This is a genomic window from Kitasatospora cheerisanensis KCTC 2395, from assembly GCF_000696185.1.
GTDB classification, from domain to species: Bacteria; Actinomycetota; Actinomycetes; order Streptomycetales; family Streptomycetaceae; genus Kitasatospora; species Kitasatospora cheerisanensis.
The window spans coordinates 4,164,604-4,183,948 of sequence record NZ_KK853997.1 but is presented as its reverse complement, the minus strand read 5'-3'; the positions used below and the strand labels follow the sequence as shown (position 1 = coordinate 4,183,948).

The following is a 19,345-nucleotide window of genomic DNA, read 5'->3' as shown; positions in this document are numbered from 1 at the left end:
CCACCCGACTTCACCAGCCCCGGACCCGAGGGCCTCACCGACGAGGAGGGCCGGCCGCGCCGGGACGGCGACTGAGCGGAGCGGTCGCGTCGTCCAGGGTAGGGCGCGGCGCACATCAACGGCGAGTCGATCCGGATCGACGGCGGGGCCGCCCGCGCGCTGTGACTCCGGCCGTTCAGCCGCCCGTCCGCCCCAGGGCCAGCGCGGCCAGCAGCGCCGCCGCGTCGCCGAGCACGGCGTCGTCGAACCGGGCCTGCGCGGAGTGGTTGTAGGGCGCGGCGGCCGGGTCGGCGCCGGGCGGGCAGGCGCCGAACACCAGGTAGGCGGCGGGGACGTGCGCGGCCAGCAGCCCGAAGTCCTCCGAGCCGGCCAGCGGCCGGGGCAGCTCCAGGTACCGCTCCGCGCCGATCAGCCGACGGGCCGTCAGGGCCGCGTACGCCGCCTCGCCCGGGTCGTTGACCGTCACCGGGTAGCCGGGCTCGACCGCCGCGTCGACCCGGCAGCCGTGCGCCTCGCCGATGCCGCGCACCACCCGGACGGCCTGCTCCAGCACCGCCTCCCGGGCGGCGGGCGAGAACGAGCGGACGGTGGCGGCGAATTCGGCCCGGTCGGGGATGACGTTGTCGACGGTGCCCGCGTGGAAGCTGCCGACGGTCAGCACCACCGGGTCGAAGGCGTCGAACCGCCGGGTGACCATGCTCTGCAGCGCCAGCACCGCCTCGCAGGCCGCCGGGACGGGGTCCAGCGCCAGGTGCGGGCTCGACCCGTGCCCGCCGCGGCCGACCACCGCGACCCGCAGCCGGTCGGCGGCGGCCATGATCGGGCCGGGCCGGCCGGCCACCTGCCCGGCGGGCAGCAGCGCGGCGGCCACGTGCAGCGCGTAGGCGGCGACGACCCGCTCCCCGGCCGCGTCCAGCACGCCCTCCTCGATCATCAGGCCCGCCCCGCCGTCCCCCTCCTCGCCCGGCTGGAACATGAACACCACGCTGCCGCACAGCAGTTCGCGGCACCCGGCGAGCAGCCGGGCCGCCCCGACCAGCGCGGCGGCGTGCAGGTCGTGCCCGCAGGCGTGCATCGCGCCGGGCACCGCGGAGGCGTGCGGCAGGCCGGTGTCCTCCTGGACGGGCAGCGCGTCCAGGTCGGCCCGCAGCAGCACCGCCGGGCCCGGCCGGGCGCCGCGCAGCACGGCGGTGACGGAGGTCAGCCGCTCGCCGAGGGTGATCTCCAGCGGGAGGCCGTCCAGCGCGGCGAGGATCCGGGCCTGGGTGCGCGGCAGGTCGAGTCCGATCTCGGGGTGGCGGTGCAGCTCCCGCCGGAGGGCGACCAGTTCGGGCCGGAGCGCGGCGGCCGCGCGGCGCAGCCCGTCGAGGGCGGGGTCGGGTTCGGGCCCGGGGTGGACGTCGGCCGGCATGGTGCGCCTCCTGGCTGGGCGGTAGCGGACGGTCCCTCACATCCTGTCCCCGGAATGGCGTTCCGGGCCCGTACGCGCACGGATCAGGCGGCCGCGGCGGGCTCCGGCGCCGGGGCCGCCAGCAGCGCGGCGGCGATCGACCGGGCCTCGGCGGCGGGTGCGGCGCTGCCCTCGCGCAGCGCGGTGACGATCGCGCCGTCCATCGGCAGGACCAGCCGGCGGGCGGGTTCGGCGCCACCGGCGCCACCGTCAACCGCGCCGCCGGCGCCGACCACGCCCTCGAAGGCGGCTTCGCCCACCTCCGCCTGCCCGGCGTCGACACCGTCCAGGTGGTCTCGGCACCGGCCGCGCAGCGGCTCACCCACCGGGGTCGAACTCCGCCAACTCCCTTGATTTTCCGGCTGGTTGAACTTCCCTTTACCCGCCCGCACCACCCGTCCGGCTGCCACAATGGCTGCCATGACGCCACCGATCCGCGCCCGCGCCCTGGTCTCCCTGGCCGCCCTGCTCGCCGCCGGACTCGCCGTCACCGGGTGCGGCTCCGACGGCCCGAAGCGGACGGCGGTGAACTTCGCCGCGGACCGTCCGATGTCCGTCGAGGAACTCCGGCATGCCGCCGAGCAGCTTCGCCACCGCGCCGAGTTGCTCGGCCTCAAGAACCCCCGGGTCAGCACCGAGGGCGGCACCCTCTCCCTCTCCGCCGCCGGCCCGGTCGCCGACCACGTCGACGCCCTCACCCATCAACTGGTCGTGGAGTTCCGCCCGGTCCTCGCCTCCGGTCTCCCCGACAGCCCCACCCCGCCCAACGGTCTCCCGCCCGAACTGGTCGCGCAGTACCAGGCGTTGAACTGTTCGGCCCCGGCCCGGCCCGCCGACCCCGCCGCTCCGGCCGTCGTCTGCAGCACCGCCGGCTCCGCCCAGCAGCCCGCCACGAAGTTCGCGCTCGGACCGGCCGCGCTCAAGGGCGCCGACATCGCCGCGAGCACCGCCCGCTACGAGACCCAGTGGCTGATCAACCTCACCTTCACCCCCGCCGGCGCGACCGCCTTCACCGCCCTCACCACCCGGCTGGCCCCCAGCCCGACCCGGCCAACCAGTTCGCCATCGTCATCGACGGCGCCGTGGTCTCCAGCCCCGCCGTCCGCGAGCCCATCAGCGGCGGCGATGCCGTCATCAGCGGCAGCTTCACCCGCACCCAGGCCGAGACCCTCGCCGCCCAACTCGCCACCACCGACCTCCCGGCCGGCCTCCACCCCACCACCTGACCGACGGCGCCGAAGCGCCGAACGCCCCGTCAGAGCTCCTTGCGCATCAGGGTGCACATCGTCTCGTAGCGGCGGATCGAGCCGTCCTCCGCCACCACGTTCCAGGAGTCCGGCTCGCGGCCGAACGGCCGGTAGCCGAGCCGTTCGTAGAGGGCGCGGGCGCGGGGGTTGTCGTCCTCGACGCCGAGTTCGGCGCGGGTCAGGCCGCGGGCGGTGATCCGCTGCTCCGCGGTGCGGATCAGGAAGGTGCCGATCCCGCAGGACTGGAGTGCGGGGTGGACGCCGAGCTGCCAGATCGTTCCGGCGCCCGGGCTCGCCGTGTAGTCGATGCCGCCGAGCGCCACCGGTAGGTCCGCGGGGGTGCACGCGGCCAGGTAGTCGATCTCGCCGGCCGCCATCCGCCGTAGCTGGGCCGCGAGTTGGCGCACGTGCATGGCGTCCCCGGACCAGCCGCAGGACGGCAGGTCCGCCTCGGTCAACGCCCGTACCGCCAGGCCGATTCTGATCTCGGTCATCACCGCACCACCCCCGTCAGGAGATTCCAGTATCCGCGCCGTACCCGTCGCGGGGGAGGCCCGCCGAACGGCTCTCCCGCGCGGTCAGACGGAGCAGTCAGGCGGAGCCGTCACCGCCGTGCGGGCAGGTCTCGGCGGGCGAGAAGGTCCGGCGGACCGGCCAGGGCGGGAACTCCTCGGACGGCGTGCCCTGGGCGAGCAGGTTCCAGCGGTCGACCCAGGGGCGGGTGACCTCGGGACAGCACCACACGCGGTTCCAGCTCCAGTAGTTCCTGCCCTTCGCGCGCTGCACCGCGGGGCTGTACAGCGGCTTGATCCGGAAGTTCTCCAGGTGCCGCCGGAAGACGATCATGTTGATGTGGCGCGCCCCGCGCCCGCGGTGGACGCCGACCACCTGGAGCCGCTCGTCGTCACCCTGGTACCGGGGCGGGAACACCCAGAGCCTGGCCCCCGGCGCGAAGTGCTTGAGCCCGGCCCGGACGTCCTCGCCGCCCGGCCCGTGGACGGTGAGGCTCGCCACGTTGGCCGCCACGCACCACTCCAGCGGCTCGGCGGGCAGTTCCTCACGCTCTGTCATGTCGAGCAGTCTGCACCGCCCCGGCGGCCGTACGCGAACGAATTCCGGCCACCCCCGGACCCGGTTGACCATGTCCGAAACCCGCCGGTCCGGGAGCCCGCGTCCGCCTAGCCTCGCGTCCATGCCATCCCACAGCCGCGACCTCGTCCAGCACGCATGGAAGGAGTTCGCCAGCCACGACGCCGACCGGATCGCCGCCGTCTTCACCGAGGACGCCGAGTGGCTGGCCCCGCCCGGCAACGCCACGGCCCTCGCCCTGGACTGCCCCAGCCACCTGATCGGCCGGCAGGCCATCGCCCGCTTCCTCGCCGAGGACTTCCCCCGCCTGTTCGTCCGCGACGTCACCGTCACCTTCCACGGCTTCCACGCCGACGGCGACCGGGTCGTCGTCGAGGAGACCATGACCGCGACCCTCGCCGACGGCAAGCACTACGCCAACGACTACTGCCTGGTCTTCCACCTCCGCGACGGCCTGATCCACCGCGTCCGCGAGTACCTGGACACCGCCCGCGGCCACCACATGATCTTCGGCTCCACCGCCTGACCACCCGTCAGCACGGCGGTGGGCACGACACAACCGAGGTCCGGGCTGCTGCCACGTCCGAGGCCGGCGGCCCGAGGGCGGTGGCGGCCCCGCGATGCCGAGGTCGGGTCGCGCGCAGGCGTAGAACACGTCCCGCGCCCGGCTGATCTGCCCCGCCGCCCGCGACCAGCCGACGGCATCCTCCCGGAGTCCGCGCGCGCACAGCTCGGCTCCGCTGGCGGCGCGACAACGAGAGGCGGGAGAACAGGACCCGCACCGAAGCGGGACCAGGCAGCAACGGTCACACGTGACGCAGGTTCAAGGCCGATGGCTGAGGGCCGTACGTCCGGACTGGTCCCCCGTAGCTCCCGCGCAGGCTCCGTACCAGCGCACACGGCGTCTTCCCTGAGGCAAAAGGCCCGTTGAGTGGCGGTTGACCAGGTGCAATTACGCCGGAACCGGGGGAAGCTCTCGACCTCATGGAGGGCAGGACCTCGGACCGCGCCAGAAAGGCGATTGGTTCGATTCGCCCTCAGTTGGCGATCTACCGTAGACGCGGCGTCCCAGGGGCCATTGACCTGGAACGCCGCGCACGCGAGGCACTGACCTGACAGCCGCACCGCCGGAAGGGACCGAAGTACGTGGCCCAGACAACCGCCGACCAGTCCACCGCGCTCAAGCCCGCCACGGAGTCGATGACACTGCTGGTCGCCGCCGTGATCGTCCATGACCGCGCGACGCAGCGGGTGGCTCTCCTGCGACGCGGCCCCAAGGCCAAGTTCGCCCGAGGCATGTGGGACCTGCCCGTCGGCAAGAGCGAGCCAGGCGAGCCCATCACCCAGACTGCCGTGCGCGAGCTCAACGAGGAAACCGGACTCGTAGTCGCCCCCGATGACTTGCAGTTGGTGCACGTCATCCACGGCGCCCGAGGCGTCGAGGCGCCCAACGGCTTCCTGACCGTAGTGTTCGCCGCGCACGAGTGGTCGGGCACCCTCAGCAATGGGGAGCCCGAGAAGCACTCGGAAGTCTCATGGGTGAGCACCGACGCCATTCCGCCGGAGTTCGTCTCCACGACTGGCACTGCCCTTGCCAGCTACCTCCAGAACGGGCCGAGCGTCTCACTCGACTCCTGGCGAGAGTAGGCGCCCGCCAGCGCCGACCACTCCGCCTCGCCGACTTGCCCGTGTCGCAGTGAGCTTGGCAGCACGGGCTCGGCAGGTCTTGCTGACGGCTTCCCCCTCGCAGTCTCCAGGGGCTACCTCTTGATCACGGGCACCACGGCGCCGCTCCGGGAGGCCCCCTCTTCCTCCCGGGGCGGCGGTGCCGGTGTGGTGGTCGTCAGTCGGCCAGCGGCAGGTAGACGCGGTTGCCGTGGGCCGCGAACTCGGCGGACTTCTCGGCCATGCCGGCCAGCACGGCCTGCTCGGCCTCGCCGCCGTGTTCGTCGCGGATCTGGTGGCTGATCTTCATCGAGCAGAACTTGGGGCCGCACATGGAGCAGAAGTGCGCGGTCTTGGCGGGTTCGGCGGGGAGGGTCTCGTCGTGGAAGGCGCGGGCCGTCTCGGGGTCGAGGGCCAGGTTGAACTGGTCCTCCCAGCGGAACTCGAACCGGGCGTCGGAGAGGGCGTCGTCCCAGGCCTGGGCGCCGGGGTGGCCCTTGGCGAGGTCGGCGGCGTGCGCGGCGATCTTGTAGGTGATGACGCCGGTCTTGACGTCGTCCCGGTTGGGCAGGCCCAGGTGTTCCTTGGGGGTGACGTAGCAGAGCATCGCGGTGCCCCACCAGGCGATCATCGCGGCGCCGATGCCGGAGGTGATGTGGTCGTAGCCGGGCGCGACGTCGGTGGTGAGGGGGCCGAGCGTGTAGAACGGGGCCTCGTCGCAGATCTCCTTCTGGAGGTCCATGTTCTCGCGGATCTTGTGCATCGGGACGTGCCCGGGGCCCTCGATCATCACCTGGACGTCCTTGGCCCGGGCGATCCGCCCGAGCTCGCCGAGGGTGGTGAGCTCGGCGAACTGCGCCTCGTCGTTGGCGTCGGCGATGGAGCCGGGCCGCAGGCCGTCGCCGAGCGAGAAGGTGACGTCGTAGGCGCGCAGTAGGTCGCAGAGCTCCTCGAAGTGGGTGTACAGGAAGTTCTCCTGATGGTGCGCCAGGCACCAGGCGGCCATGATCGAGCCGCCGCGCGAGACGATGCCGGTCTTGCGGCGGGCGGTGAGCGGGACGTACCGCAGCAGCACGCCGGCGTGCACGGTCATGTAGTCGACGCCCTGCTCGCACTGCTCGACGACGGTGTCCCGGTACACCTCCCAGCTGAGCTCCTCGGCCCGGCCGTCGACCTTCTCCAGCGCCTGGTAGAGCGGGACGGTGCCGATCGGGACGGGCGAGTTGCGCAGGATCCACTCGCGGGTGGTGTGGATGTTGCGACCGGTGGAGAGGTCCATGACGGTGTCGGCGCCCCAGCGGGTGGCCCAGGTCATCTTCTCCACCTCCTCCTCGATGGAGGAGGTGACGGCCGAGTTGCCGATGTTGGCGTTGATCTTCACCAGGAAGTCGGTGCCGATGATGGCCGGTTCGATCTCGGGGTGGTTCACGTTGACCGGGATGACGGCCCGTCCGCGCGCCACCTGCTCGCGCACGAACTCCGGCTCCAGGCCTTCCCGGAGGGCCACGAACTCCATCTCGGGCGTGATCAACCCGCGCTTGGCGTAGGCGAGTTGGGTGACGGCGACGCCGTCGCGGGCGCGCAGCGGGCGGCGCGGACGGCCGGGGAAGACGGCGTCCAGGTTGCGCAGGTCGCCGCCGCGCGGGGCCGTGTGCTTGATGCCGTCGTCCTCGGGCCGGGACTGCCGGCCCTCGTACTCCTCGACGTCGCCGCGCTGCCGGATCCACGCGTCGCGCAGCGCGGGCAGTCCGCGCCGGACGTCGGTGGCGTGGGACGGGTCGGTGTACGGGCCGGAGGTGTCGTACAGCGGGACGGTGCGGCCGTCGGTCAGTTCGACCTCGCGGTAGGGGACCCGCAGGTCGGGGCGGCTGCCCTGGCGGTAGGCCTTGCGCCAGGCCGGGGTGGGATAGCCCGCCGCGGCGGTGGACTCGCGGGCAGACGTGTGCTCAGAAAATTCGGTCATCGGACCTTCAACTCCCTACGCCGGCATTACCCGGTCAGGTTCCTGCGGTCGGCGCAGCAGGTGGTCCGCGGGTCCGCGTACCGTCAGCGCCCTCTCAGCCCGGTGCTCCGAGCTCCCGTTCCGCGCGGGCGTCGTCCGCCTGCGTTCGGTTCCTCACCGTAGGGCACCGGGCGGCCCCGGTCCAGGGCGCGTCACCGGGGCCGGATCGCGCCCGGCGGGCAACTCCCGCGCGGGGCGGAGCTGTTCACGCCCCGTCCGGGGTGGGAGAATTGTCCGGGTGATCGGACTGGTGGGACGGGTGACGGGGCGGATCGGCGCGGGGCTGGTCGGCGAGGTGATGGTGAACGTTCCCGAACGGCTGGGCAGCGAGGCGTTCCTGGCGTACCGGGCCACCCCGGGCGAGCCCCTGCAGCCGGGCACCATGGTGGTCGTGGTCGAATACCAGCCACCGCGGACCGTCTACGTCGAGCCCTTCTGATTGCACGTCAGGGCAGCTCCGCAAACCTGTCGCAACAGTTTCGGGACAGTGAGAGTTCCCACCGTCCCGGCTCTTCCCCCGTGATCGGTTCCGGCGGAGAATGCGGCTGCCACCGGGTTCCGCGCCAGATCTGCACAACCCAAGCGCAGCACGGAGCCGGTGTGCCCTGAAGGGGGAGATTGCCGATGCTGATCGGCATCGTTGGAGCCGCCGTCGGCGGCGTCGTTCTTCTGATCGTCCTGTTCAAGCTCATGTGGCGGGTCGCCGAGCCGAACGAGGCCCTGGTCATCTCGGGTTCCAAGCACGGTGAGGGGCTCGGCTTCCGCGTGGTCACCGGTCGGGGGACCTTCGTGGTGCCGGGTGTCCAGGCGGTCCGCCGGCTGTCGCTGGACCTGAACGAGGCCGCGCTGGACGTGGAGTGTGTGACGTCGCAGGGAATTCCCGTGCACGTCAAGGGGGTTGTGATCTTCAAGGTGGGCGACGACCCGGCGTCGATCGCCAACGCCGCCCGGCGTTTCCTGGACCAGCAGAAGATGATGGGCCAGCGGGTGCACAACGTGTTCGCCGGCCACCTGCGCTCCATCGTCGGCGGGCTGACCGTCGAGGACATGATCCGGGACCGCGAGCGGCTCACCGGTGAGACCCGCTCCGCCTCGGGCATCGAGATGGAGAAGCTCGGTCTGATCATCGACTCGCTGCAGATCCAGGAGATCCTGGACCCGACCGGCTACATCACCAACCTGGCCGCGCCGCACGCCGCGGCGGTCCAGCGCGACGCCCGCATCGCCGCCGCCGAGGCCGACCGCCGGGCCACCGAGGCCGAGCAGGAGGCCTTCGCCCGCAAGGCCGAGGCGACCCGCAACTCCGGTATCCAGCAGGCCGGTTACCAGGCCGAGATGGACACCGCCGCGGCCCGCGCACTGCAGGCCGGCCCGCTCGCGCAGGCCGCCGCCCGGCAGGAGGTCGTGGTCCAGGAGACCAAGGTCGCCGAGCTGGAGGCGCACCGCAAGGAGCAGCAGCTCCAGGCGGACGTCCGCAAGCCCGCCGACGCCCGCGCGTACGAGACCCGCACCAAGGCCGAGGCCGACCGTGACGCCCGGATCTCCGCCGCCGAGGCGCTCGCCCGGGAGACCGAGCTGAAGACCGCCGCCGAGGCGAACCGGGTCAAGGTCGCCGCCGCCGCGGAGGCCGAGGCCACCAGGGCGCGCGGTCTGGCCGCGGCCGAGGCCACCCGGGCCACCGGTGAGGCGCAGGCCGCCGCCGAGGCCGCCAAGGGCCTGGCCGAGGCGGAGGCGGCCCGGGCGAAGGGTCTCGCCGAGGCGGAGGCCACCCGGGCGCAGGGCCTGGCCGAGGCCGAGGGCATCAAGGCCCGCGCCGCGGCGCTGGCCGAGAACCAGGAGGCGGTCGTCGCCCAGCAGTTGGCCGAGAACTGGCCGGCGATCGTCCGGGCCGGCGCGGACGCGTTCGGCAACGTCGAGCACATGGTGCTGCTGAACGGCGCCGAGGGCATGTCCGAGATGTTCGCCAAGGCGCTCACCATGGGCGGCACCGGCCTCGGGCTGGCCCGGCAGCTGCTGACCGCGATGTCCCCGGTCGCCGGGGACGCCGAGAACGCCGCGGCCGGCAAGGCCGCCGCCGCCCCGGCGCAGGTCATCCCGATCCAGGCCGACGCCGAGTAACTCCGGTACGGCTCCGGCACGTCCTGTCAGTGTCCGCCCGGGCGAGGGGCTTCCCTCCCCGGGCGGACCCAGGTCCGGCCTCCGTACTCCCCGGCCCGGCGTGAGTACCCGTACTCACGCCCCCGCGGCGGGCCCGCGCCAGCATCGAGCCATGGACCTCCTGCCTCGCGTCGGGATCACCGCGACCGGCTCGCACCTGCCCGAACAGACCGTCACCTCCCGCCAGTTGCAGGACGAGGTGGCGGCCGGCGCCCGGTTGCCGCTGCCCGACGGCATGTTCGAGAAGGCGACCGGCATCCGCACCCGGCGCTTCGCCCGGCCCGACGAGTACGCCTCCACGCTCGGCCTGGGCGCGGCCCGCCGGGCGCTCGCGGCGCGCGGGATCGGGCCGGACGAGATCGACCTGCTGCTGTTCGCGTCCGCCTCGCGGGACGTCTGCGAGCCCGCCACCGCGCACCTGGTGCAGGCCGAACTCGGGTCGCGCGCCCACGCGTTCGACCTGTCCAACGCCTGCAACAGCTTCCTGAACGGCATCGACACCGCCCGCGCGATGATCCTGGCCGGGCGGGCCCGCCGGGCGCTGGTGGTGACGGGCGAGACGCCGAGCCGGGCGATGCGCCGCGACCCGTCCGGGCTCGCCGAGTTCCGCGACGGCTTCGCCGGCTACACCTTCGGCGACGGCGGCGCGGCGGTGGTCGTGGAGCGGGTGGAGCGCGGCGGCATCCTCGACGTCGAGACCGAGACGGCGTCCGAGCACTGGGAGGTCGGCGGCATCCCGGGCGGCGGTTCCCGGCATCCGCGCGGCGACGAGTGGAGCTACTTCCGCGGCGGCGGCAAGGAGTTGCGCGGGGTGTTCGAACAGATCGGCGCGGACATCCTGACCCGGGTCGCCCGCCGCACCGGCCTCGGCTGGGACGCCTACGCCCGGGTGCTGGTGCACCAGGTCACGCTGCCGTACCTGGAGCGGTTCGTGGAGCTGACCGGGGTGCCCGACGACAAGCTGGTGGTCACCGTGCCCGAGCTCGGCAACCTGGCCTCCGCCACCATCGGCATCCAACTCGACCGAATATGCGGCGACTTGGAGCCGGGCGAGCGGGTGCTGATGGTCGGCCTCGGCGGCGGGGTGAGCCTGATGACGATGGTCTGGGAGAAGTCGTGACCGCGCTGTGGGTGATCGTCCCCGCCTACCAGGAGGAGGCCCGGATCGGTGCCACGCTGCGTGCCCTGGCCGGGCAGCACGACCGCGACTTCACCCTGCTGGTGATCGACAACGGCTCCACCGACACCACCCGCGAGCAGGTCCTCGCCTTCGCCGACCGGGCCCCGTTCCCGGTGGAGCTGCTGGTCGAACCGCAGAAGGGCGTCGGCTGCGCCGTCGACACCGGCTTCCGGCACGCCATCGACCACGGCGCCACCCTGCTGGCCCGCACCGACGCCGACTGCCTGCCCGAACCCGGCTGGACCGCCGCCGCCCGGGCCGGGATGCTCGCCTGCGGCGGGCTGGTCTGCGGCCGGGTCACCGCCCGGCGCGACGAGCACGGCCCGATCGGACGCACCGTGTTCCGCGTCTTGGTCGCCCTCGGCGCGTTCTTCGGCCGGATCCGCCCCGCGCACCGCCGCCGGCACGGCTACCTGACGCCCTACCGGATGCACGCCGGCAACAACATGGCCATCACCGCCGACCTGTACCTCGACTCCGGCGGCATGCCGCGCCGGCCCTCCCCCACCGACCGCGCCTTCATCAACCAGATCCGCCTGATCAGCACCGCGATCGTGCACCGCCGCGACATGGTGGTCCAGAACTCCACCCGCCGCATCCGCGCCTACGGCCTGCGCGGCACCGCCCGCTGGTACCTGGAACGCGGCGCCGGCCACCGCTCCGTCGACGTCCGCTGAACCCGCCCCCTCCCAAGGAGTCCCGACCGTGCTCGACCAGCTCGACCGCACCCTGCGCGAAGGCGGCTCGCGCCCGGCCCTGCTCGGCAGCACCCGCTCCGGCACCCCGCGCGTCCTCGCCCGCTGCGCCGAACTCACCGACCGGGCCGACCGGTTCGCCGCCGCCCTGCACCACCGGCACGGCCTGCGACCGGGCGACACCCTCGGCATCGCCGTCCGGCCCGGCCCCCGGGCACTCGCCGTCCTGCTCGCCGCGCACCGCCTCGGACTGCGCACCGCCGTCCTCGACCCGGCCGCCGGACCGGACGTGCTGCGCGCCCGGCTCGCCCTCGCCCCGCCCGCCCTGATCCTCGCCGACGCCGCCGCCCAGGCCGTCGCCGGCTGGGCCCGCCCACTGACCCGCCGCGCCCACCTCGAACTGCCGCCGCTGCACACCCTCGCCCCGTCGCCACCGTCGGCCCGCGCCACCCCGGCTGCGCCCGCGCCCTCGGCGACCACCCGGCCGCGCCGCCCGCCCCGTACGACGGCGACGGCGACGCGGTGATCGTCTTCACCTCCGGCACCACCTCCGCCCCGCGCGCCGTCGTCCACACCCGGGCCTCGCTCGCCGCCGGCATGCGCGCCGTGGACGCCCTGGTCCGGCCCCGCCCCGGCCGCACCGTGCTCGGCGGCACCACCTTCGTCCTCGTCCCGGCCCTCGCCGCCGGCGCCACCGTCGCCCTGCCGGCCCGCCGCAGCCGCACCCTGCAACGCCAGATCGACCGCCTCACCCCGGACGAGACCTACCTGACGCCCCCTCAACTCCGCCCCCTGACCCGCCTGACCGGCCGGGTCTGGACCGGCTCCGCCCCCGCAGACGCCACCCTGCTCCGCCGGGCGAAGGCCGCCGGCGCGACGGAGGCCTGGGGCGTGTACGCGCTCACCGAGCTCTTTCCCGCCGCCGCCGTCGAAGAGGCCGACAAGAGCGCCCACCAGGGCCCCGGCGACCTCCTCGGCCACCCCCTGCCGGGCGTGCGCACCCGGCTCACCGCCGACGGCGAACTCCTGCTCGCCGCACCCGCCGCCCGCGACCGCTACCTCGGCGAATCCCCCGACCCGTGGGTCCGCACCGGCGACCGCGCCCGCCTCGACCCCGACGGCCGGATCGTGCTGGCCGGCCGCCTCAAGGACATGGTGCTGCGCCGCGCCGAGAACATCTACCCCGGCCTGTACGAGCCCTCCCTGCACCTGCCGGACGTCGAACTCGCCGTCCTGGTCGGCGTCCCCGCCCCCGACGGCGACGAACAGCTCGTCGCCCTCGTCCAGCCCCGCCCCGGCGCCGACCCCCACCGCCTCCGCGCTGCCCTCCGCACCCCCCTCGCCCGGATGGGCTCCGCCCGCCCCGACGCGCTCCTCCTCGGCCCCGTCCCCTCACCGGCCGTTCCCACAAACCCGACCGCCCGGCCGCCGCCCACTACTGCGCCCGACAACTCGCCAAGTCCCGCTGACGCCCCCGGCCCCGGCGGAGGCGAAGCCCCCAGGGCCCGGGGAACGGCGGCGCCGGGCCGCTGGCGACCAGCGGGGCGCGATGCGGCCACGACGTTTCCGGTCCCCGCCCTGACCCCGCCCCCACCACTCCGATCCCGTCCCCCACCCCCGGAGCCCGAAGTGACCGCCCGCACCGCCGACCGCACGGTCTACCTCCGCAGCCACCCCGTGCTGTTCGCCCTGCTCGCGGCCACCCGCCACCGCCCGCTCCTCCGTCTCGGCCGGACCGTCCTCGTCCACCACCCCGACGCGTACCGCGAGATCCTCACCCGCCTCCCCCTCGACCGGACCGCCGAGCACACCACCGGCGGCACCGCCGCCCGGCTCACCGGCGGCGGCCTGCTCTTCGACCAGTCCGGCCCCGAACACCGGGGTGCGCGCCGCGAGTTGACGTCCCTCCTGGGCTCCGCAGGAATCGCCGAGCTGCGCCCGCACTGGCACCGGATCCTCTCTGACGGCCTCTCCGTCCCGCTCGGCTCCGGCCCCGTCGACCTGGTCCCCGTGGTCCGCCGGCTGGCCGGCGCCACCGCCGCCGCCCTCACCGCCAGCACCGCCGACCCGGTCGCTCTCGCCCGTGCCGCCGAACACGCCGCCGCCACCACCGCCCGCACCCACCTGCCGTCCCTGCTGCCCCGCCCGGGCGCCGACCGCCGGCCCGCCGGGCCGCCGACCGCCTGACGGCGCTGCTGCCCGACCCCCGGGACGCGATGCTCGCGGTCGCCGCCGTCAACACCACGCTGGCCGCGCTGCCCCGCGCCGTCGCCTGGTGCGCCCGCGCCGGGCGGTGGGAGCAGGCCCGCACGGACCCCGAGGCGCTGGCCGCCGAGCTGCTCCGGCTGACGGCCGCCTCCCCGGTGCTGCCCCGCGTGGCCGCCGCCGACGCCACCGTCCTCGGCCACCGGATCCGCCGCGGCGACCGCCTGCTGCTGGTGGCCCGGCACGCAGCCGAGGCCCACCGCGACACCCCGTCCGGCGACCCGGGCCTCGCCACCCAGGCGCCCTTCGGCCTGGGCCGGCACGCCTGCCCGGGCGCCTCCCTCGCCCGCGCCCAACTCGCCGAGCTGCTGCGGGCCTTGGCCCCGCTCCGCCCCCGCGTCCTGCGCACCGTGCCCGACCCCCGCAGCGCCCTCCCCTCCTACCGCCACTGCCTCCTCACGCCCTGACCCCGCACCATCGGAGCCGCCCCGTGCCCCTGCCGACTCTCGCCCTGACCGGTGCCACCGGCTTCTGCGGCAGCCACCTGGCCGCCCTCGCCACCGCCCGCGGCCATCGCGTGCTCGCCCTCGGCCGCCGCCCGTCCCGGCACGGCACCCACCTGCCCTGGGACGCCACCGCCCCGGACGTCCCCGACCTGTCCGGGGCCGACGCGGTGATCCACTGCGCGGCGGCCGTCGGCGACCACCCGCCGGGCTCCCCGCAGGAGCGGATCCAACGCGCCGTCAACGTCGAGGCGACCCGGCACCTGCTGGCCGCGGCCGGCGACCGCCCGTTCGTCTTCGTGAGCAGCGCCAGCGTCTACGACCCGCGCCCCGACCGCTCGTCGGTGACCGAGCAGCACCCGACGGCCGGCGGCCACCTGAACGCGTACGGGCGGACGAAGGCGGAGGCGGACCGGCTCGCCGTGGCCGCCGGCGCCGTCGTGCTGCGCCCGCGCGCGGTCTACGGTCCGGGCGATCCGCACCTGGTGCCCCGCCTGCTGGCGTCGGTCCGCCGCGGGGTGCTCGCCCTGCCGGGCGGCGACGTGCCGCTGAGCCTGACGGCGGTGGAGAACCTGGCCGCGGCCTGCCTGGCGGCGCTCGACTGGGAGCCGGGCGCGTACAACCTCGCCGACCGGGCCCCGTACCGGCGGGACGCGGCGCTGCGCGCGGTGCTGGCGGCGCACGGCGTCCGCGCCCGGCTGCTCCATGTGCCGTACCGGCTGGCCGGGTTGGCGGTGGGGCGGCGCGAGGGCGTGACCCGGTACGCGCTGGACCAGCTGGCCCGGCCGGTGGTACTGGACACCACGAAGTCCCGGCTCCAGGGGTTCACCCCGGACCGGGACCTCGGTCAGCACCTCGCCCACCTGGCCGGGCAACTGCCCGGCGGGGCCTAGCTCTTGGCGGCCTTCTTGATCAGGATCACCACGGCGGCGGCGATGCCGACCAGCACCAGGATGTTGATCGCGAAGCCGACCAGGCTGAACACCGCGCCGACGACGGCCCAGAAGACCTTCCACGCGATCACCAGCAGGACGATCGGGACGACGATGTTGCGCACCCACGAGGGCAGCGACTTCCAGAGCTCGGCCATGTCCGTACCTTCTCCCCTCGGGGTCGGTGCCGGTGGTTCCGGCTGCGTTCCCGCTCCCTCGATCTCGACACTTCGATCGTAGGCGGGCCGGAAGGCCGAATCGAGGGCTCCCGGCCCGGAGAGAACCCGGAGATCCGCCCCTGAGCCGGGGCCGGGAGAACCCTCAGGGCCGGCTCACACCGGCCAGGTCTCGCCCTGCCAGGCGGCGTCCCAGAACATCCACTCGTAGCGCGAGGTGGTGGTGAAGTGCTCGACCACCCGCCGCCGTTCGGCCGCCGAGAGCTCCTCGCCGATCCGGTCGGTGAGGTCGAGGACGCGGCGCACCACGGCCTGGAACTCGTCCCCGCCGTAGGCGGCGATCCACTTCGCGTACAGCGGGTCGGGGGAGGAGCGGCGCAGCAGTTCCTCGCCGACCCGGGCGTAGATCCAGTAGCAGGGCAGGACCGCGCCGAGCGCCTCCGCGAAGGAGCCGCCGTACGCGGTGGCCAGCAGGTAGCTGGTGTAGGCGCGGGTGGTGGGGAGGACGGGTTCGGCGGCGGCCGCGGCGGCGTCCTCGCCGAAGGCGTGCAGGAAGTCGGCGTGCATCTCCTGCTCGGCGGCGATCGCGCCGACCGCGTCGTTGGCGAAGGCCAGCACCTCGTCCTCGCCGGGGGCCTTGGCGGCGCAGACCGCGAGGGCCCGGGCGTAGTCCCGCAGGTAGTGCGAGTCCTGGACGACGAAGTGCCGGAACGCGGCGCGTGGCAGGGTGCCGTCGGTGAGGCCGGCCAGGAACGGGTGGTCGAGTATCCGGGCGTGGACGGGCTCGATGGCGGCCCAGAGTTCGTCGGTGAGTTTCACTGGCTCTGCTCTCCTGCTTGCGAGTTCGATGCGGCGCGGTCAGTCCTCCGGTGGGGAGAACACGACCAGCACCCGCAGTTCCTCGGTGATGTGGTGGAAGCGGTGCTCCGTCCCGGCGGGGACGAACACCACGCTGCCGCGGGCGACGGTCGCGGTCTCCCGGCCGACGGTCAGTTCGGCCCGGCCGCTGACCACCAGGTAGATCTCGTCCTGGTCGTGCGGGGTCTGCGGGTCGGTGTCGCCGGGGGAGAGCGCGTACAGCCCGGCGGACATCGTCGGCTGCTTCAGGAAGCGCAGGTACGCGCCGTCGCCGGCGGCGCGTTCGGCGTCCAGTTCGTCCAGCCGGAACAGCTTCATCTGGGCACGGCTCCTCTCCCGGTCCCGGCCCATTCAACAGCACGGCACAACACGAGGGTTCCGGGGAGCTTCCCCGCACCGGGGCGGGCCTGTCACCATCCGCAGCATGAAGAATTTCGTGATCAAAACGCTCATCAACGCGGTGGCGATCTGGATCGCCGCCTGGATCGTCAATGGGATCACGCTGTCGGGGGACGACTGGCAGCACAAGACGATCACCGTGCTGGCGGTGGCGCTCGTCTTCGGTGTGGTCAACTTCGCCATCAAGCCGCTGGTGAAGCTGTTCTCGCTGCCGCTGTTCATCCTGACGCTGGGCCTGATCACCTTCGTGATCAACGCCCTGATGCTCTGGCTGACGTCCTGGGCGTCGGACAAGCTCAGCCTGGACTTCCACGTCGAGGGCTTCTGGTCGGCGCTGCTCGGCTCGCTGATCATCAGCGTGGTGTCCTGGGGCCTGCACCTGGCCATCGGCGACGACTGAGCCGGCCGGTCCCGGGCCACGGTCGACCGGCCACCGGACAGCGCCCCGAGGCTGTCCGACGGCCGGTCGCCTCGTTCCGGTCGCGGTGCCGGTCAGCCCGCGCTCTCGTGCCCGGTGGTGGACAGGATGCTGGCCAGTTCCTGGTCGAGTTCGCCGCCGGCTGTCTCCTGGCCCATCGGCACCACCCGGTCGGTGCGGGCGAGGAAGGCGAGCAGCGGTGTGGCGGCGGCGCGCATCCGCGCGTCGCCCTCGGGGGAGCGCAGCACCAGGTCGACCTCGGACAGCTCCTCGCCGACGGGGTGGATGTGCACGTCGCCCTCGCCGCTGGCGCGGCTGAGGCCGTCGACCAGCAGTTCGCGCGCGAAGACCCAGGTGACGGGCTGGTCGCCGGGCAGGTGGAACGTGAACCGCACGGCGAACGGGTCGTCGCCGTCGTAGTCCAGGTCGACCACGATGCGGAAGGAGAGCTCGCTCGACACCACGAGGTGCATCGCCATCTGGGCTTGGACCGTGCTGTGCATGCGCCAGTACCTCTCGTTCTGCCCGCCCGTTGCGCCGAGGGTCGAGCGGTGGGGTCGGGCATCTATCGGTTAGCTGTCGGTTCTTTGTCCCCTGATTCCCCGTTCGGTCCTCATCGTCCAGGTTTGGCGGCGATGTGGACAAGGTGTGCTTTTTCAAATGGTGAACGAAGCACACCGGGCGGGTCAGCGCACGAAGGCCGGGAACATCGCCCCCACCAGGGAGCGCAGCCGGGCCGCGGCCGGGCCGAGTCGGTCGCCCTGCTCGACGGGCAGGGATATCGCCACCGTGGCGACCACCGAGCCGACGGTGATCGGCACCGCCGCGCAGACCGTGCCGAGCGCGTACTCCTGCCGCTCCAGCACCGGCATGGTGGGCCGGACGGCGTCGAGCCGGCGCAGCACCGCCCGCAGGTCTCCGGAGGTGGACGGGGTGATGGCGCTCGGCCGGTGCCGGGAGAGGTGGTCGAGCCGTTCCTCCGCGCCGAGTTGGGAGAGCAGGCAGAGTCCGACGGCGTGCGCGTGCGCGGTGCTGCGGAAGTCCGCCCACTCCTCGACCGGCGGCTGGCCGGGGCCGGAGACGACGTCCATCATCCGCACCTCGCCGTCCTGGTAGACCGCGTGGTAGACGGCGGCGCCGAGTTCGTCGCGCAGCCGTTCCATCCGGCCGCGCAGGTCGGCGTGCTCGGACTGCCGGGTGTCGGCGCGGCGGATGCCGTCCACCGAGGCGCCGAAGTAGAACCGGCCGTCGTCGCGCCGCAGGTAGCCCTCGTGGGTGAGGGTGCGCAGCAGGTGGTAGGTGGTGCCGAGCGGGAGGCCGGCGGAGCGGGCCAGCTGTTTGGCGGTGGCGCCCTGCGTGTGGGTGCCGACCGCTTCGAGCAGTCGCAGGGCGCGCTGCACGGAGCCGATCAGTGTGGGCGCGCGTATGCCTTTGGTGGGCGGCGCGGTGGGTTCCCCGGTCCGGTGCATGGTCATCCCCATCCCCCGGGCGCTGAGGGGCATTCGGAGACGTCCGCTCCGAATCCGCCCGGCAGTCGGACATTGCAGCACAGGGCGGGCATCCCCGCAATCATTATGGAGAACGCACCGGGCGATTCGCCTTCGATTCCAAGGTCGCCCTCTGTCGCGATCACCTCCTCGCAAGGCCCCGACCAGCCCGAACGGGTGAATCGAAGATCCACAGCCGGTGCACCCATCGCCACCCCGCGACGCACCCGGGCATGCCGTTCCACCCGAACGGCGGAACAGATCCCTCCGATTCGCTCCCGTGTACGAGTTTCGCGGCCACCGGCGCGCGGGAGACTCCCGCACAACCCTCGTGCCACGGAGGTGACAGTCATGCCGGGCCCGGTCCGTCCTGTCGTCAAGCGCACCGCCCGCGCGATCCTGCTGGAGTTCGATCCGGCCGACCCGCACGCCCCCGCCTCCCTGGTGCTGATCCGCCGGGTCCGCCCCGGCTCCCCGCACCCGTACTGGATCACCCCCGGCGGCGGCGTCGAGTCCTCCGACCCGAGCGTGGTCGCCGCGCTGCACCGCGAGATCGACGAGGAGCTCGGCGGGAAGATCACCGACGTGGTGCCCGCCTTCGTGGACACCGTCGCGCACTCCCACCACGACGACGGCACCCCCGCCCACCCGCACGGCGTCAAGGTGCAGCACTTCTTCGTCTGCCGGCTCACCGGCCTCGACCCGGCCCGCCGGCACGGCCCCGAGGTGGAGCAGCCCAACGGCGAGTACGCGATCGTCCGGGTGCCGTTCACCCGCGAGGGCGTCACCTCGGTCAACGTCGTCCCTCCCAGCCTCCGCGCCTACCTCGCCGCCAACATCGAGGGCGTCCGCGCCCTGCTCGCGGACGACCTGGGCTGAGCG

The 19,345-nt window shown here is 73.8% G+C and carries 24 protein-coding genes; 13 read left to right on the top strand and 11 right to left on the bottom strand.

Annotated elements, in window-relative coordinates:
• Positions 1-175: 175 nt before the first annotated feature.
• The 3 genes from KCH_RS19015 to KCH_RS19005 all read right to left on the bottom strand — a co-directional run bounded on the left by KCH_RS19015 (position 176) and on the right by KCH_RS19005 (position 2,152).
• Positions 176-1,411, bottom strand: a complete 1,236-nt coding sequence (locus KCH_RS19015; protein ID WP_084223746.1) for a M20 metallopeptidase family protein — start codon at positions 1,409-1,411, stop codon at positions 176-178.
• Positions 1,412-1,494: 83 nt separating this feature from the next.
• Complete coding sequence (locus tag KCH_RS43405; protein ID WP_208865968.1) at positions 1,495-1,872, bottom strand: hypothetical protein; 378 nt, start codon at positions 1,870-1,872, stop codon at positions 1,495-1,497.
• Positions 1,829-2,152 (bottom strand): hypothetical protein, encoded by a 324-nt coding sequence (locus KCH_RS19005; protein WP_035864524.1) that lies wholly within the window; start codon positions 2,150-2,152, stop codon positions 1,829-1,831. Before KCH_RS19005 ends, KCH_RS43405 begins: the two co-directional genes overlap by 44 nt.
• A gap of 263 nt (positions 2,153-2,415) precedes the next feature.
• Between KCH_RS19005 and KCH_RS41455 the strand changes: the two genes are divergently transcribed.
• Positions 2,416-2,676, top strand: a complete 261-nt coding sequence (locus tag KCH_RS41455; RefSeq protein ID WP_157032107.1) for a SecDF P1 head subdomain-containing protein — start codon at positions 2,416-2,418, stop codon at positions 2,674-2,676.
• Between the two features lie 29 nt (positions 2,677-2,705).
• On the opposite strand, the gene KCH_RS18995 is transcribed toward KCH_RS41455, so the two are convergent.
• Both KCH_RS18995 and KCH_RS37490 read right to left on the bottom strand, forming a co-directional pair.
• Positions 2,706-3,191 carry a GNAT family N-acetyltransferase gene (locus tag KCH_RS18995; protein WP_035864520.1) on the bottom strand — a complete coding sequence of 162 codons (486 nt, stop codon included), beginning with the start codon at positions 3,189-3,191 and terminating at the stop codon, positions 2,706-2,708.
• Positions 3,192-3,288: 97 nt separating this feature from the next.
• Positions 3,289-3,768, bottom strand: coding sequence for a hypothetical protein (locus KCH_RS37490; RefSeq protein ID WP_051653214.1), 480 nt, complete (start codon positions 3,766-3,768; stop codon positions 3,289-3,291).
• A 121-nt stretch (positions 3,769-3,889) separates the two neighbouring features.
• Between KCH_RS37490 and KCH_RS18985 the strand changes: the two genes are divergently transcribed.
• Positions 3,890-4,312: a nuclear transport factor 2 family protein gene (locus tag KCH_RS18985; RefSeq protein WP_035864518.1), complete on the top strand. Its 423-nt coding sequence runs from the start codon at positions 3,890-3,892 to the stop codon at positions 4,310-4,312.
• A gap of 620 nt (positions 4,313-4,932) precedes the next feature.
• Entirely contained in the window at positions 4,933-5,433 is a 501-nt protein-coding gene (locus tag KCH_RS18980) for an NUDIX domain-containing protein (RefSeq protein ID WP_035864516.1), read from the top strand.
• Between the two features lie 196 nt (positions 5,434-5,629).
• On the opposite strand, the gene thiC is transcribed toward KCH_RS18980, so the two are convergent.
• Positions 5,630-7,414, bottom strand: coding sequence for a phosphomethylpyrimidine synthase ThiC (gene thiC / locus KCH_RS18975; RefSeq protein WP_035864515.1), 1,785 nt, complete (start codon positions 7,412-7,414; stop codon positions 5,630-5,632).
• Between the two features lie 277 nt (positions 7,415-7,691).
• Between thiC and KCH_RS18970 the strand changes: the two genes are divergently transcribed.
• The 8 genes from KCH_RS18970 to KCH_RS18940 all read left to right on the top strand — a co-directional run bounded on the left by KCH_RS18970 (position 7,692) and on the right by KCH_RS18940 (position 15,086).
• Positions 7,692-7,892: a hypothetical protein gene (locus KCH_RS18970; RefSeq protein WP_035864514.1), complete on the top strand. Its 201-nt coding sequence runs from the start codon at positions 7,692-7,694 to the stop codon at positions 7,890-7,892.
• Between the two features lie 185 nt (positions 7,893-8,077).
• A complete protein-coding gene (locus KCH_RS18965; protein WP_035864512.1) occupies positions 8,078-9,571 on the top strand; it encodes a flotillin family protein in 1,494 nt (497 codons plus the stop codon).
• 151 nt (positions 9,572-9,722) lie between these two features.
• Positions 9,723-10,730: a 3-oxoacyl-ACP synthase III family protein gene (locus tag KCH_RS18960; protein WP_035864511.1), complete on the top strand. Its 1,008-nt coding sequence runs from the start codon at positions 9,723-9,725 to the stop codon at positions 10,728-10,730.
• Positions 10,727-11,467, top strand: coding sequence for a glycosyltransferase family A protein (locus KCH_RS18955; protein ID WP_244305368.1), 741 nt, complete (start codon positions 10,727-10,729; stop codon positions 11,465-11,467). Before KCH_RS18960 ends, KCH_RS18955 begins: the two co-directional genes overlap by 4 nt.
• A gap of 28 nt (positions 11,468-11,495) precedes the next feature.
• Positions 11,496-12,011 (top strand): AMP-binding protein, encoded by a 516-nt coding sequence (locus KCH_RS46095; RefSeq protein WP_279635884.1) that lies wholly within the window; start codon positions 11,496-11,498, stop codon positions 12,009-12,011.
• The gene (locus tag KCH_RS46090; RefSeq protein WP_279635883.1) at positions 12,008-13,672 is read left to right on the top strand and encodes an AMP-binding protein; all 1,665 of its coding nucleotides are present in this window, start codon (positions 12,008-12,010) and stop codon (positions 13,670-13,672) included. Before KCH_RS46095 ends, KCH_RS46090 begins: the two co-directional genes overlap by 4 nt.
• A 29-nt stretch (positions 13,673-13,701) precedes the next feature.
• Positions 13,702-14,157 carry a cytochrome P450 family protein gene (locus KCH_RS43395; RefSeq protein ID WP_051653212.1) on the top strand — a complete coding sequence of 152 codons (456 nt, stop codon included), beginning with the start codon at positions 13,702-13,704 and terminating at the stop codon, positions 14,155-14,157.
• 23 nt (positions 14,158-14,180) lie between these two features.
• The gene (locus KCH_RS18940) at positions 14,181-15,086 is read left to right on the top strand and encodes an NAD-dependent epimerase/dehydratase family protein (RefSeq protein WP_084223742.1); all 906 of its coding nucleotides are present in this window, start codon (positions 14,181-14,183) and stop codon (positions 15,084-15,086) included.
• Here the strand turns inward: KCH_RS18940 and KCH_RS18935 are convergent.
• The 3 genes from KCH_RS18935 to KCH_RS18925 form a co-directional block, all read right to left on the bottom strand.
• A complete protein-coding gene (locus KCH_RS18935) occupies positions 15,083-15,283 on the bottom strand; it encodes a DUF5326 family protein (RefSeq protein ID WP_035864510.1) in 201 nt (66 codons plus the stop codon). The two genes, KCH_RS18940 and KCH_RS18935, sit on opposite strands and share 4 nt — an antisense overlap.
• A 174-nt stretch (positions 15,284-15,457) precedes the next feature.
• A complete protein-coding gene (tenA, locus tag KCH_RS18930) occupies positions 15,458-16,120 on the bottom strand; it encodes a thiaminase II (protein WP_035864509.1) in 663 nt (220 codons plus the stop codon).
• 39 nt (positions 16,121-16,159) lie between these two features.
• Entirely contained in the window at positions 16,160-16,477 is a 318-nt protein-coding gene (locus KCH_RS18925) for a cupin domain-containing protein (RefSeq protein ID WP_035864507.1), read from the bottom strand.
• A gap of 106 nt (positions 16,478-16,583) precedes the next feature.
• On the opposite strand from KCH_RS18925, the gene KCH_RS18920 reads away from it, so the two are divergent.
• Positions 16,584-16,958: a phage holin family protein gene (locus KCH_RS18920; RefSeq protein ID WP_035864505.1), complete on the top strand. Its 375-nt coding sequence runs from the start codon at positions 16,584-16,586 to the stop codon at positions 16,956-16,958.
• Between the two features lie 92 nt (positions 16,959-17,050).
• On the opposite strand, the gene KCH_RS18915 is transcribed toward KCH_RS18920, so the two are convergent.
• Together KCH_RS18915 and KCH_RS18910 are read right to left on the bottom strand one after the other, a co-directional pair.
• Entirely contained in the window at positions 17,051-17,479 is a 429-nt protein-coding gene (locus tag KCH_RS18915) for an SsgA family sporulation/cell division regulator (protein WP_035864503.1), read from the bottom strand.
• A gap of 183 nt (positions 17,480-17,662) precedes the next feature.
• Positions 17,663-18,376, bottom strand: a complete 714-nt coding sequence (locus tag KCH_RS18910) for an IclR family transcriptional regulator (RefSeq protein ID WP_244305367.1) — start codon at positions 18,374-18,376, stop codon at positions 17,663-17,665.
• Positions 18,377-18,814: 438 nt separating this feature from the next.
• Between KCH_RS18910 and KCH_RS18905 the strand changes: the two genes are divergently transcribed.
• Positions 18,815-19,342 carry an NUDIX domain-containing protein gene (locus tag KCH_RS18905; RefSeq protein ID WP_035864501.1) on the top strand — a complete coding sequence of 176 codons (528 nt, stop codon included), beginning with the start codon at positions 18,815-18,817 and terminating at the stop codon, positions 19,340-19,342.
• Positions 19,343-19,345 lie beyond the last annotated feature (3 nt).